At 66.5% G+C, this 13,651-nt stretch carries 12 protein-coding genes; 7 read left to right on the top strand and 5 right to left on the bottom strand.

Going from position 1 to position 13,651, the window contains the following annotated elements:
* The first annotated feature begins 93 nt into the window (after positions 1–93).
* The 7 genes from RS901_RS25510 to RS901_RS25480 are packed head-to-tail and all read left to right on the top strand — an operon-like array spanning position 94 to position 8,487.
* Positions 94–1,527, top strand: coding sequence for an FAD-binding oxidoreductase (locus RS901_RS25510; RefSeq protein WP_316156922.1), 1,434 nt, complete (start codon positions 94–96; stop codon positions 1,525–1,527).
* A 19-nt stretch (positions 1,528–1,546) separates the two neighbouring features.
* Positions 1,547–2,632 (top strand): ABC transporter substrate-binding protein, encoded by a 1,086-nt coding sequence (locus tag RS901_RS25505; RefSeq protein ID WP_316156921.1) that lies wholly within the window; start codon positions 1,547–1,549, stop codon positions 2,630–2,632.
* 38 nt (positions 2,633–2,670) lie between these two features.
* Positions 2,671–3,762, top strand: a complete 1,092-nt coding sequence (locus RS901_RS25500) for an ABC transporter ATP-binding protein (protein WP_316156920.1) — start codon at positions 2,671–2,673, stop codon at positions 3,760–3,762.
* Positions 3,759–5,528: an ABC transporter permease subunit gene (locus tag RS901_RS25495; RefSeq protein ID WP_316156919.1), complete on the top strand. Its 1,770-nt coding sequence runs from the start codon at positions 3,759–3,761 to the stop codon at positions 5,526–5,528. The genes RS901_RS25500 and RS901_RS25495 overlap by 4 nt, the downstream gene beginning before the upstream one ends.
* Before the next feature lie 11 nt (positions 5,529–5,539).
* On the top strand, positions 5,540–6,454 hold the full coding sequence (gene dapA, locus RS901_RS25490; protein WP_316156918.1) for a 4-hydroxy-tetrahydrodipicolinate synthase: 915 nt from the start codon (positions 5,540–5,542) through the stop codon (positions 6,452–6,454).
* Between the two features lie 13 nt (positions 6,455–6,467).
* Complete coding sequence (locus tag RS901_RS25485) at positions 6,468–7,625, top strand: alpha-hydroxy acid oxidase (protein ID WP_316156917.1); 1,158 nt, start codon at positions 6,468–6,470, stop codon at positions 7,623–7,625.
* A 37-nt stretch (positions 7,626–7,662) separates the two neighbouring features.
* Complete coding sequence (locus tag RS901_RS25480) at positions 7,663–8,487, top strand: IclR family transcriptional regulator (protein ID WP_316156916.1); 825 nt, start codon at positions 7,663–7,665, stop codon at positions 8,485–8,487.
* A gap of 28 nt (positions 8,488–8,515) precedes the next feature.
* On the opposite strand, the gene RS901_RS25475 is transcribed toward RS901_RS25480, so the two are convergent.
* The 5 genes from RS901_RS25475 to RS901_RS25455 all read right to left on the bottom strand — a co-directional run bounded on the left by RS901_RS25475 (position 8,516) and on the right by RS901_RS25455 (position 13,621).
* Positions 8,516–9,268 (bottom strand): SDR family oxidoreductase, encoded by a 753-nt coding sequence (locus tag RS901_RS25475; protein ID WP_316156915.1) that lies wholly within the window; start codon positions 9,266–9,268, stop codon positions 8,516–8,518.
* 9 nt (positions 9,269–9,277) lie between these two features.
* On the bottom strand, positions 9,278–10,711 hold the full coding sequence (locus tag RS901_RS25470) for an aldehyde dehydrogenase family protein (protein WP_316156914.1): 1,434 nt from the start codon (positions 10,709–10,711) through the stop codon (positions 9,278–9,280).
* 106 nt (positions 10,712–10,817) lie between these two features.
* A complete protein-coding gene (locus RS901_RS25465; protein ID WP_316156913.1) occupies positions 10,818–11,918 on the bottom strand; it encodes an isopenicillin N synthase family dioxygenase in 1,101 nt (366 codons plus the stop codon).
* A gap of 91 nt (positions 11,919–12,009) precedes the next feature.
* Positions 12,010–13,254, bottom strand: coding sequence for an ABC transporter substrate-binding protein (locus RS901_RS25460; protein ID WP_316156912.1), 1,245 nt, complete (start codon positions 13,252–13,254; stop codon positions 12,010–12,012).
* A 34-nt stretch (positions 13,255–13,288) separates the two neighbouring features.
* Entirely contained in the window at positions 13,289–13,621 is a 333-nt protein-coding gene (locus RS901_RS25455; protein WP_316156911.1) for a hypothetical protein, read from the bottom strand.
* Positions 13,622–13,651 lie beyond the last annotated feature (30 nt).

The raw sequence follows: 13,651 nt of genomic DNA, 5'->3' as shown, positions 1-13,651 counted from the left end.
CGCATTGAGATTACTTGTATGTGGATTTCACCTATACCTATGCTCATGACAATCGACTAGTATTGCTTCAATCGAGCACGAGGGCACAAAGCGATGTCACTTGTATTGAAGCTGAAAGACCTGTTGGGACCCGATGCGGTTCTCACCGAACCCGCGGACGTTGCCGCCTACATCGAGGACTGGCGCGGCCGCTACACGGGTCCGGCGCTGTGCGTGGTGCTGCCGTCCTCCACCGCGCAAGTCGCCGCGGTGGTGCAGGCCGCGGCCCAGGCCAACGCGCCCGTGCTGCCGCAAGGCGGCAATACCAGCCTGTGCGGCGGCGCGGTGCCAGCCCCGGACGGCACGCCGCCCATCGTCATCAGCCTGGCACGCATGCGCCGCATCCGCGCGATCGATGCGGCCAACAACTCAATGGAAGTGGAGGCAGGCTGCGTGCTGGCCGCCATCCAGCAGGCGGCGGCGGAACAGGGGCGCCTCTACCCCGTGAGCCTGGGCGCCGAAGGCTCCTGCCAGATCGGCGGCAACATCGCCACCAATGCGGGCGGCACCGGCGTGCTGCGCTACGGCAACACCCGCGACAACGTGCTCGGCCTTGAAGTGGTCCTCCCTGACGGCCAGGTCTGGAACGGCCTGTACCGCTTGCGCAAGAACAACACCGGCCTCGATCTCAAGCACCTGTTCATCGGCTCAGAAGGCACGCTGGGCGTGATTACCGCCGCCACGCTCAAGCTGCACCCGCTGCCCACCGCGCACGCCATGGCGTGGCTGGCGGTGCGCACGCCGCAGGCGGCGCTGGAGATGCTGGGACGCTTCCAGCAGCGCTGTGGCGCCACGCTGTCCGCGTTTGAAATGCTCAACGACGTGCAATTGCAGATCGTGCTCGACCATGTCCCCTGCCGCCGTGCGCCCTTGCCTGCCAGCCATCCCTGGCACGTGCTGGTGGAACTTGCCGACACCGGCCGGCGCGAGCTGCTCGACGAGGTGCTGCAGGAAGTGCTGGAGCAAGGCGTGGCCGAAGGCCTGGTCGACGATGCCGTGGTGGCCGCCAGCGGCGCGCAGCGCGAAGCCATGTGGCAGGTGCGGCATAGCGTCTCCGAAGGCAACAAGAAGGCGGGCCTGGGCCTGAACACCGATTGCGCCGTGCCGGTCTCGGCGGTGCCGCAGTTCATTGAGCGCGCCACCGCGGCGGCGCATGCGGTCCTGCCGGATTTGCCGATCATCGTGGTGGCCCACCTGGGCGATGGCAACGTCCACTTCATCCCGCTGGTGCCTTTCCCGCAGTGGGAAGCGCTGCCGGGGCGCGATGCGGTGGCCGCCCGCATCAAGCACGCCATCGACCAGGTGGCCTACGAACTGGGCGGCACCTTCAGCGCGGAACATGGCATTGGCCAGGTCCTGACCGAGGAAATGGCGCAGTTCAAGCCGGCGGTCGAGATCGCCATGATGCACGGCATCAAGCGCATGCTCGACCCTCGCGATCTGTTCAACCCCGGCCGGCTGCTGCCGTCCCCACCTTCCCAGCAATAACGGCAATCAAGGAGCCCGCATGAACGATTACAGCCCCATCAACTCTTCTCGCCGGCGTGCCCTCAAGGTCGCCGCTGCCGGCCTCGGCACGCTTGCCGCGCCCGCCGTGCTCCAGTACGCGCGCGCGCAGTCCAAGCGCATCGTGGTGCGCGACGACGGCGGCATCTACACCAAGGCCTACAGCGCGGTGTACTACAAGCCGTTCACCGAGAAGACCGGCATCGAGGTCGTGGGCGTGCAGGCCAACGCCGAACCGGTGGCGCAGATCCGCAGCATGGTCGAGACCAGGAACTACACCTGGGACATGGCCAAGATCAGCCAGCCGGCCATCCTGCTGCTGACGCAGGGCGGCAAGGTCTACCTGGAGAAGCACGGCCTGGAGGGCGACGCCACGGTCAAGACCATTCCGGCGCATTTCATGTCGCCCTATGGCGTGGGCACCAACGTCTACAGCACGGTCCTGGCCTATCGCACCGACGCCTTCAAGGGCCGCAAGGCACCGTCGTCGTGGGCCGACTTCTGGAACGTCAAGGACTTCCCCGGCCGCCGCGCCCTGCGCAAGCACCCGTTCGACACGCTGGAAGAGTCCCTGATGGCCGCCGGCACGGCGACCTCGGCGCTCTATCCCCTCAATGTCGACCGGGCCATCGCCAACCTGGAGAAGATCAAGGCGAACGTGGACGTGTGGTGGAACTCCGGCGCCCAGGTAGAGCAGATGCTCAAGTCCGGCGAGGTCGACATGGTGGCCACCTGGGTCTCGCGCGCACAGAGCGCGGCCGCCTCCGGTGCCGAGGTCGGCATCGTCTGGAACCAGAACCTGTGGGGCGTGGACAACTGGTCCATCCTGGCCGGCACGCCGAATGCGCAAGCCTGCCGCGAGTTCATCAAGTTCGCGTCCGACCCGAAGCGCATGGCCTCGCTGGTGGAGTACTTCCCGGCAGGCGTGACCCAGCCGGATGCCTTCAAGTACATCAAGGCCGATGTCGCGAAGAACTGCCCGACCCACCCCGACAACATCAGGTCGGGCGTGCAGATCAACGCCAAGTACTGGCTCGATAACCAGGCCGCGGTGATGGAGAAGTTCAACGGCTGGATCCTCAAGTGATCTGAACCTCTTCACCAGACACCACAAGCAACGACACGATGCCGAACTTCAAACTCAAGATTTCCGGGCTGACCAAGCGTTATGGCGACTTCGTCGCGCTGGCACCGACCGACCTTGAAGTGGCCGAGGGGGAATTCCTTACCCTCCTGGGCCCTTCGGGCTCGGGCAAGACCACGCTGCTCAGCCTGATCGCCGGGCTGGCCGTGCCGGACGGCGGCCAGCTGCTGATCAACGGCAAGGACGTGACCTATGGCGCCCCCTACGAGCGCGATATCGGCATGGTGTTCCAGAACTACGCGCTGTTCCCGCACATGACGATCGCGGAGAACATCGCCTTCCCGCTGAAGATGCGCCGGGTCGACGCGGCCACGGCCAGGCGCCAGGCACTGGAAGCCCTGGAAATGGTCCGCCTGCCCCACGTCGCGGCGCGCTTCCCGAAGGAACTCTCCGGCGGCCAGCAGCAGCGCATCGCGCTGGCCCGTTGCCTGGTCTACAAGCCGTCGATCATCCTGATGGATGAACCGCTGGGCGCCCTGGACAAGAAGCTGCGCGACCACATGCAGCTGGAAATCAAGCGCATCCACCGCGAGCTGGGCACGACCATCGTCTATGTCACCCACGACCAGGAAGAGGCGATGACGATGTCTGACCGCATCTGCCTGATGAACGGCGGCAAGATCGAGCAGCTCGGCACGCCGTCGGACCTGTACTTCCGCCCGCGCACGCTGTTCGTGGCCGACTTCCTGGGCGAATCGAACCTGTTCGAGGGCACGGTCACGGAAGTGCGCGGCGACCACGTGGAGGTGGCGCTGGCACAGGGCGGCGCCGTCGCCCACGCGGTCACCAATGCGCCGGTGGCAGCCGGGGGCAAGGTGCGGGTCATGGTGCGGCCGCAGAACATCGCCATGGCCAACGGCGTCACCGCCGCCAATGCGGTCAGCGGCAAAGTATTGGACAGCATGATCACCGGCAGCCTGACCAAGCTGTACGTGGAATCCGACGCCGCCGGCCAGGCCCCGGTGGTGCTGTCTTACCCCACCTCGATGGCCGCTTCCCGGCATGAGGTCGGGCAGCAAGTCACGCTCACCTGGCAGCGCAGCGACGCTGTCGCCGTCCCGGATTCCCTATGACCGCCGTCGCCCTGCAACACCGACCCCGCCCCTGGCTGCGGCCCGCCTTGCTGGCCGCGCCGCTGGTGCTACTGTTCGCGGTGCTGCTGGCCTACCCGGTCGGCCAGCTCCTGCTGCTGAGCGTCTACAGCGACGGGGCCTTCACGCTGGCCAAGTACCGCCAGCTGTTTGCGTCGTCGGTCTACGTCGACGTGATGCTGATCACGCTGAAGATCTCGCTCTGGACCACGCTGCTCTCCGTGGTCGCCGGTTATCCGGTGGCCTACCTGATCTCCTCGCTGTCAAAGGACAGGAAGGCAAAGTGGCTGTTCTGGGTGCTGCTGTCGTTCTGGACCAGCTTCCTGGTGCGCGCCTTTGCCTGGATCGTGATGCTGGGCCGCAACGGCGTGGTCAACCAGTTGCTGAGCGCCGCGGGCCTCCAGGATGCGCCTTCCAGCCTGCTGTACAGCCTCGGGGCCGTGCTGGTGGCGATGGTGCACGCGCTGATGCCGCTGGCGGTGCTGACCATGCTGTCGGTGATGGAGAACATCGACCGCAACCTCCCGCGCGCGGCGCTGACGCTTGGGGCACGGCCTGGCACGGCGTTCTGGCGCATCTACTTCCCGCTCTCGATGCCGGGCGTGGCCGCTGGCGCCATCATGGTGTTCGTCACCGCCGTCGGCTTCTTTATCGTGCCAGCGCTGCTGGGCGGACGCAAAGAGATCATGGTCGCCCAGCTGATCATCGACCAGGTGCAGCAGACCATGAACTGGGGTTTCGCCGGCTCGATCTCGGTGTTGCTGCTGCTGGTCGTGCTGGCGGTGTTCGCCCTGTATGACAAGGTGCTCGGGCTCTCGTCGATGGCTGGCGCAGCGGAGCAACGCACCCGCTCCGCCGCCGCGCACGATGGCGTGCTGCATCGGCTCGGCGACAGCGTGCTGGGCGCACTAGGAGCGGTCAGCGACAAGCTGCTGGCACTGGTGCCGCGCGGCCGGCGCGAGCCGCAGCCGGGCGACTCGCTGCCGCTGCGCACGATCGTGCTGCTGGTGCTGCTGTTCCTGAGCGTGCCGGCGCTGCTGATGATCCCGCTGTCGTTCGCCGACAAATCTGGCCTGAACTGGCCGCCGCGCGGCTTCACGCTGCAGCACTACCAGGACATGCTCGCGTCGCCGCTGTGGATGCAGGCCGGGCTGCGCTCGTTGCTGGTAGGCCTTGGCGCCGCGGTGCTGGCGCTGCTGGTCGGCACGCCGGTGGCGTTCCTGCTGGCGCGCTCGCAGATGCGGGGCAAGTCGCTGCTGCTGGCGTTCGTGCTCTCGCCCATCATCATCCCGCGCATGATCATCGCGGTGGGGATGTTCTACTTCTTCGCCAAGGTCGGGCTGGTCGGCACTTCGCTGGGCCTGATGATCGGCCATACGGTCATTGCCGTGCCCTACGTCGTCATGACGATGATGGCGGTGCTGCGCAACTACGACACGCGGCTCGACCTGGCGGCGCAAAGCCTGGGCGCCAGGCCCTGGCAGACGCTGCGCTACGTGACGCTGCCGATCCTCGCCGCCGGCCTGTTCTCGTCCTTCCTGTTCGCCTTCGCCACCTCGTTCGATGAGCTGACGATCGCCCTGTTTGCCTCTGGCGGACTGAGCGCCACCCTGCCCAAGCAGTTCTGGGACGAGGTGACGCTGCAGCTTTCACCGGTGATTGCCGCGGTGTCTACCTGCCTGTTCGTCTTCGTTACCCTCCTGATTACCTGCGCCGAGCGCTTGCGCCGCAAGAGCGCCGGACGCTGAGACTCCTATCCATGAACAACAAGCTTACCGCCGCCGGCCTGCGCGGCATCTTCCCCGCCATCCCGACCCCCGTGACGGCAGACGACAGGATCGACCAGGACGCCACGCGCAAGCTGATGGCCTACCTGCTCGCCAACGGCGTTTCCGGCGTGGTGCCGCTGGGCGGCACCGGCGAATACGGTGCCCTGGCGCGCGAAGAGCGCGTCCGCATGGCGGCCCTTTGCGTCGAAGCCGCGGCTGGCCAGGTTCCCGTCATTCCCGGCGTGCTCGACCCGGGGTTCCATGATGCGCTGGATGCGGGCAAGGCCTTTGCCGGCGTCGGCGCCTCTGCCCTGATGGTGCTGACGCCCTATTACACCTCACCGACCCAGCAAGGCATCCGCGACTATTTCCTGCGCTATGCCGACGCCTCGCCGGTGCCGGTGATGATCTACGAGATCCCCTACCGCACGCGGATCGCGATCGCGCCCGAGGTGCTGCACGAGCTGTCGCGCCACGAGAACATCATCGGCATGAAAGCCTGCAACACCGACATGTACCACTTCCTCAAGGTGGTGGCGGGTGTCGACGACAGCTTCAGCGTGTTCAGCGGCGAGGACAGCCTGTTCCCGCTGCACATGGCGGCGGGTGCCAGGGGTGGCGTGGTCGTGACCGCCTCCGTGCTGCCGCGCACCTGGCGTGCCATCTATGAACTCGGCGTGGCCGGCAACACCGCGCAAGCGGTGCGCCTGCACCGTGAGCTGATTCCGTTGCTGGACCTGGCCTTCTCCGAAACCAATCCGGGGCCGCTGAAATCCGTGCTCGACCTGGTGGGCGTGACCGCGCCGAAGGTGCTGGCACCGCTGGTAGCGCCGGCACCCGGGCTGCAGGCACAGCTGCGTGCCGAACTGACGCAGCGGCTGCAAGCCGAGGCCGCCCTCGCCTGAGGCGCCGACGATCATGCTGCCGGCCATCAAGGACTATCGGGAACTGGCGCGGCGCCGGCTGTCGCGCTTCGCCTTCGACTATCTGGAGGGAGGCGCGGAGGACGGGCGCACGCTGGCACGCAACCTGGCCGCATACCAGGCACTGCTGTTCCGGCCGCGCGTGCTGCGCGACGTCACTGAGATCGATCCCGGCATGGAGATCTTCGGCCGCAAGTACAGCCTGCCGTTGCTGGTAGGCCCCACGGGACTGAACGGACTGTACTGGCCGAAGGCCGAAGAGGCGCTGGCACGGGCCGCACACGCAGCGGGCCTGCCCTTCGTGATGTCGACGGCATCGACCTCGCTGATGGAAGACGTGCGCGCCGCCACCGACGGCGACCTGTGGCTGCAGCTCTACGTGCAGCGCGATCGCTCCATCGCCGAGAACATGATGGCGCGCGCACGCGCCGCCGGCTTCAGCACCCTGATGCTGACCGTCGACACCATGGTCCACGGCAAGCGCGACCATGACATCCGCAACGGCTTTCGCATGCCGGTGCCGTGGACGCCGCGGCTGCTGGCAGACCTGGCGGCCCATCCGCGCTGGTGCCTGCGCATGCTGCGCCAGGGCGGCTCGCCGCAGCTGGTCAACCTGGCCCGCAGCAGCGGGATGGCCAACGACCTGAAGACGCAGGCGGCAGGGTTGAGCCGGCAGATGGACATGTCGCTGTGCTGGGACGACATCGCCTGGCTGCGCCAGCACTGGCACGGGCCCGTCATCATCAAGGGTATCCTTACGCCGGCCGACGCGGAAATCGCCGCCCGGGAGGGCGTCGATGGCATCGTGGTCAGCAACCACGGCGGCCGCCAGCTGGAAGGCGCGCCCAGCGCGGTCGAGATGCTGCCCGCCATCGTCGCGGCGGCGGGCAGGATCCATGTATTCGTCGATGGCGGCGTGCGGCGCGGCGCCGACATCGCCAAGGCGCTGGCGATGGGCGCCCGTGGCGTGCTGGTGGGGCGCGCACCGCTGTACGGGCTGGCGGCGCGCGGTCCCCGCGGCGTGGCGGAAGTCCTGGCCATTCTGCGTGGGGAATTCGAGACCACGCTGCGGCTGCTCGGCATTCCCGAGGCAGCAAGGCTGGACCCTGCCGCGCTCTCGGACGACCATGCCGCGCGGCTGGCCGCACTGTAAGCCGTGAAAACAATGACAAGGACGAGCAGGAGGTTGTGTGGATTCAGGTAATGAAGGCAACGGGGTGCGCACAAGGCGCGAGCGTTCGTCCCTGTTCGTCGGTTCGGTGGAAAAGGCCTTCCAGGTGCTGGAAGCCTTCCACGGCCCGGACCGCCGCCTGATGTCGATGGCGGAGATCGCCCGGGCGGCCGATCTCGACCGCAGCGCAACGCAGCGGCTGGTGCACACTCTGGAACAACTGGGCTACATCCGGCGCCTGCCCGATTCAGCGATGTATGGGCTTGCGTCCAAGGCACTGGGCCTGTCATACAACTACCTGCGCTCCAACGACCTGGTCGAGCGCGCATCGCCCTACTTGCTCGATATCAGCCGCACGCTCGGAGAAACCGCCAACCTGCAGGAACTCGACGGGCACGAGATCGTGTTCCTGGCCCGCTTCCCCGGGCAGCACCTGATCAACGTCGATTTCGGGGTCGGGTACCGGCTCCCGGCCGTGTACACCGCGTCCGGGATTGCGATCCTGTCGAAGCTGCCCGAAGCGCAGCGCCTGGAGGTGGTGCGGGCGACCGCACTGACCCCCATCACGCCGTTCACTGAAACCGACCCCGACAAGCTGATGACGGCGATCCGCGAGGCCGGTGAACGCGGCTATGCCGTGGCCATGAACCAGACCGTGGTCGGCGACATCTCCGTCGCAGCCGCAATCACCGACCACCGCGGCCTGCCGGTCGGGGCCATCAACATCTCAGTCCCGTCCACGCGCTGGACGCTGGAAACGGCCCAGGCCAAGCTGGCCCCGCATGTGCAAGTGGCGGCCATGTCGATCTCGCAGGCGAAGCGGATGAGTTTTCAGACGGCATGAGCGATGCCGAAAGCACCGCTGGCCTCGTTCAGATGGCCCGGCCGCCGTCCACGGGCATATCGATGCCGGTAAGGAAGCGGGCACCCGGGCTTGCCAGAAAGACCGCGGCATTGGCCACGTCGACCGGCTCGCACATTCGCCCCAGCGGTATGGTGGCGACAAAGCGGGCGCGGTTCTCGGCGGTGTCGGCAACCCCCATGAAGTCCTGCAGCAGCCCGGTCGCCGCCATCACGGGCGAGATCAGGTTGACCCGGATCCCGTCCGCGGCCAGTTCGACCGCCATCGATTTCGACATCACGCTCACCGCGCCCTTCGAGCTGTTGTACCAGGTCAGCCCCGGGCGCGGCCGGTGGCTGCCGACCGAGCCGATATTGAGGATCACGCCTTTGCCGCGTTGCTTCATCAGCGGCACGACCGCGCGTGCCATGTGGTAGATCGACTTGACGTTGACGGCGAAGACGCGGTCGAAGACCGCTTCGTCGACTTCCAGCATCGACTGGTTCCGATGCGTGGTGCCGGCATTGTTGACGACCACGTCCGGCTCGCCGAAGTGGTCGCAGCAGTGCTGCACTGCGGCGTTGATCTGCGCCGGGCTGGTGACGTCGCAGGCGGCCGCACTGGCATTCGGCCCCAGCTCGTCCGCCAGTCTCTGCACGGCATCGCGATCGATATCGGCCAGCACGACCTTCGCTCCCGCCTGGATAAAGGCCCGTGCAATCGCGGCGCCGAAGCCGCTGCCTGCGCCCGTGACAATGGCAACCTGGTCTGATAACTCCGACATGTCGTCTCCCTATTGGTAGTGCTGCACGATGGTCTTGGTGGTGCTCATCTCTTCCAGCGCGAGGAAACCCTTTTCCCGGCCGTACCCGCTCTTCTTGACGCCGCCGAAGGGCAGTTCGACCCCGCCGCCGGCACCGTAGCAATTGATAAAGACCTGCCCGCTCTGCAGCCGCTGGCTGACCCGCATCTGCCGGCTGCCGTTCTCGGTCCACACGCCGGCGACCAGGCCGTAGTCGGTGGCATTGGCCAGCCGGATGGCATCCTCTTCGTCCGTGAACGGCATCACCGACAGCACCGGCCCAAATATCTCGATATTCGCCAGCGCGTGGTCGCGCGGCACCGGACCGAACAGCACCGGCCTGACGAAGTAGCCGCCCCGGGGCAAATCCGCCGCAAACCCGCCTTCGGCGATAACGGGCACGCCGCTGTCCCGCGCCGCCTCCACCAGCCCCGTCACACGCCGGTACTGCCGCTCGCTGACGATCGGCCCGCAGTCCAGGTCGGCGGCCGGCACGCCCGCCTTCAGGGCACGGAAGGCCTGCGCCACCATGCCGACGAAGCGATCATAGATGCCCTGCTGCACCAGCAGCCGGCTGCCCGCCGAGCAGGTCTGGCCGGCGTTCTGGACAATGGCCTTGACCACGACCGGCACCGCCTTGTCCAGGTCCGCGTCGTCGAAGACGATCTGCGGCGACTTTCCGCCCAGCTCAAGTACGCAGGGAACGTGGTTGGCCGCGGTTGCCTGCTGCACCAGGGCGCCGGCCTCGGGCGAGCCGGTAAAGGTGGCGAAATGGATGCCGGGGTTCGATGTCAGCGCAGCGCCTGCCTCCGCGCCATACCCGGTCACCAGGTTGAGCGCGCCAGGCGGCAACCCGGCTGCCATGGCAAGCTCGGCAATCCGGATCACACTCAGGCACGCGTCCTCCGATGGCTTCAGCACCGCCGCATTGCCCATCGCCAGTGCCGGCGCCAGCGTGCGCCCCATCATCTGCGCCGGATAGTTCCAGGGAATGATGTGGGCAGTCACGCCATGCGGGACACGCACCACACTAACGTTGTATCCGTCCAGATATGGAATCGTCTGACCGTGGATCTTGTCGGCGGCGCCACCGTAGAACTCGAAGTACCGGGCCACCGCCCTGGCATCGGCGCGCGCGGCCGAGATCGGCTTGCCGGTGTCCTGCGCCTCGATCGCCGCCAGCTCTTCCGCGTGATCGAGAATGCCTTGCCCCAGCCGCTGCAGGATGCGCCCGCGTTCGGTCGCGGTCTTGCGGCCCCACTCGCCCTGCAAGGCATCCTGCGCCGCGCTCACCGCCTGCTGCACATCCGCGGCGCGGCCGCGGCTGATCTTCGCAAACGCCTTGCCGTCACTGGGATCGACCACATCGATGGTCTCGCCATCGATGGCGCCGAGCCATTTCCCCCCGATGAGTAACGTCTTCACCAGCCGCTCCTGAACAGCACATCAATCGTCACCGCGGCCACGCCGGGCCTGCGCGCCTCGCGCAGGCCAGCGGTACCGCGTCCCCCATGGAAAATGGCCTGCTCCCCTACCGGCTCTGCGCAAGCAAGTCCGGGGACTCCGACTCCTTCATGAACTCCGCGTCGTTGTAGTGATAGAGATCGTCCAGATAGGGCACGAAGAAGTCATAGAACGAGCGCAAGTCATACCTGACCTCGTCCCCGGGCCTGACGCATTCCGGAATCGGCCCGACATTGGCGTCATCGTCCGGGTAGAAGAAGAAGGTCAGCGCATAGCGCTTCATCGGCGGATTGACCACGCGGTGCGGCGTGGCGATGAAGCGGTCGTTGGACAGGCGGTTCAGGATCTGGCCGGTGTTGACGATCAGCGCGTCCTTGACGTAGCTGACGCTCAGCCACTCGCGGGACGGGGTCATGACCTGCAGGCCGGGCACCGGGGTCATCGGCAGCAAGGTCAGGAAGCTGCCGTCGGAATGCGGCGCCAGTGCATACTGGCCCTCGTCGAGGTGCTCTTCAGGATGGTAGTAGGCGCAGCGCTGGTAGTATTCCGGCGCCTTGAACATGCTGTCGAAATAGTCCGCGCGCAGCTCCAGCGCCCTGGCGTAGATAGGCAGGAACTTCAGCGCCAGGCGCTCCATCGACAACTGGTAGTCGAACAGCGTCTGGCGGAACTCCGGCAGGCTCTCAGGCCACTGGTTCAGGCCACGATGACGGACATTGGCCCGCACCTTGGGATCGTCTTCGGTGCGGTTGCGCATGAACAGCCAGGCCGAATTGGTATCCTTCTTGGTGTTCTCCGCAATCTTGGTCCGGATCGCCTCGGACTTCAGGATGGAAGCCTTCGGCGGCAGGTAGCCCTGGTGGTGATAGCCGACCCGGTGCCTGAGCTTCTCTTCCATCGGGATCTCGAAGAGCTTCGCGGTCTGGCGGAATGACTCGTCGATCAGGGCCTGCGGAATGCCGTGATTGATGACCGAGAAGAACCCCAGCTCCTCCTGGATCAGCTTGACGTCGGCGGCCAGTTGCTCAAGCGCGCCGGGCACGCCAGCCAGGTAGGGGCCCAGGTCGAGAATGGGCAGGTCGGTCCCGCGCGCGATGGCTGCGCGCACCTGCTCAGAGGGAGCGGCCTGCAACGGCTGTGCCGCAGCCCGGGATGGCATTGCTGTCATGATCGGTGTCTCCTATGGTTTGACTGATACGCGGAACGCGCTGCCTTGTCCGCCGATACTGTGGATCGGCTTGATCGAACATCCACTGCACTCACTTCCAGAACGCGCAGCGGGATTCCGCCCTGGAAGCAAAGGCCTGCTCCCCGGGAATCCGCTGCACCTCCTTGTAGTAGTCCCACGGCTGGCGCGATTCAGCCGGGCTCTTCACCTCCATCAGGCGCAGATCGTGCACCATGCGCCCGTCTCCCCGGATGTAGCCGTTCTGGGCGTACATATCGTTGATGCGGGTTGCCTTCATGCCGGCGATCACCTTGGCGGCGTCGTCCGTGCCGGCAGCCTTCACCGCGCGCAGATAGTGCTGCGTCGCCGAGTAGCTGGCCGCCTGCATGCTGGTGGGCTTCTTCTTCATCTTGTCCTGGAACCGACCTGCCCACTTCCTTGACTCATCGCTCTGGTCCCAGTACCAGGCTTCCGTCAGGGTGATGCCCTGGGTCAGTCCCAGGCCGAGGGCGTGTACATCCGTGATGAACAGCATCAGCCCCGCGATCTTCATCGACCTGGAGATGCCGAATTCGTTGGCCGCCTTGATCGCATTGATGGTGTCGCCGCCGCCGTTGGCCAGCCCCAGGACCTGGGCCCGGGATGCCTTGGCCTGCAGCAGGAAGGAGGAAAAGTCGGAGGCGGACAAAGGATGCCGGACGCTGCCCAGGACCTTGCCGCCGCCTGCGGTCACTACTGCCGCGGTCTCCTTCTCCAGCGACGCGCCAAACGCATAGTCCACCGTCAGGAAGTACCACGACCGTCCGCCCTGCCTGGTCATGGCGGCACCGGTGCCCCTGGCCAGGGCCACGGTGTCATAGAGATAGTGGATGGTATAGGGCGAGCATTCCTCATTGGTCAGCTGCGCCGCCACGCCGCCGGTCACCATGACCGGACGCTGCTTTTCCGCCGCGACCTTGGCCACCGCCAGGCTGGTGCCGGAACTCGGCCCGCTGATGATCATGTCCACCCCTTGCCGGTCGAACCACTCGCGGGCCTGCGTGGCCGCGGTATCGGGCTTGCCGGCATGGTTGGCGTGGATCAGCTCGATGCGCTTGCCGTTGATCTCGCCGCCGGCATCCGCAATTGCCATCCGCACGGCCTCGACCAGGCCACTGCCGCCCATGTCGGAATAGAGCCCTGACATGTCCGCCAGCACGCCGATCTTCACCGACTCGTCGCTGAACTGGGCCGCTGCCGGCCCGGCCAGGGCCAGGCCCGCGATGCCCAGCAATGCAGCCGGCCACCTGCCCTGGCTTGCCCGGCTCTCGGGCAATCGTTTCTTGTATGTCCGCATCTCCCCTCCTGTCGACAGTTTGCACTGCATCCGTTCACGCTCGCATCCCGATCGGTGGCGCCTCTGCGCCGGCCGGACTGGCCAATGCGGACAGGTGCGCTTTCCTGAGCCTGCGCAACTGCCCCGGATTTGCCCGCACGCTTTCCACCGTTTCGAAATAGCGCCACAGTTCCCCGTCTATGTCCGCACGCAGCCTGATCGCGTCCAGCAGGCGGATCACCGCCAGCCGCTCGTGCCGCATCCTGACGCTGTGCCGCAGCAGCGCCAGCGCGGCCGCCCGCGCATCGGGTACCTGGTGCGCCGAGGCTTCGGCGCGGCCGGCGGTGCGGATGGTCTTCTTGAGTGCCTTGATTCTTTCGCGCGACATGGTGCTTGCGGCTCCGGCGTTGTTCGGCTG

It is taken from the genome of Cupriavidus sp. BIC8F (assembly GCF_032465815.1).
Taxonomy (GTDB): domain Bacteria; phylum Pseudomonadota; class Gammaproteobacteria; order Burkholderiales; family Burkholderiaceae; genus Cupriavidus; species Cupriavidus necator.
The sequence above is the reverse complement of the archived record's forward strand: the minus strand, read 5'-3'. Positions and strand labels throughout refer to the sequence as shown.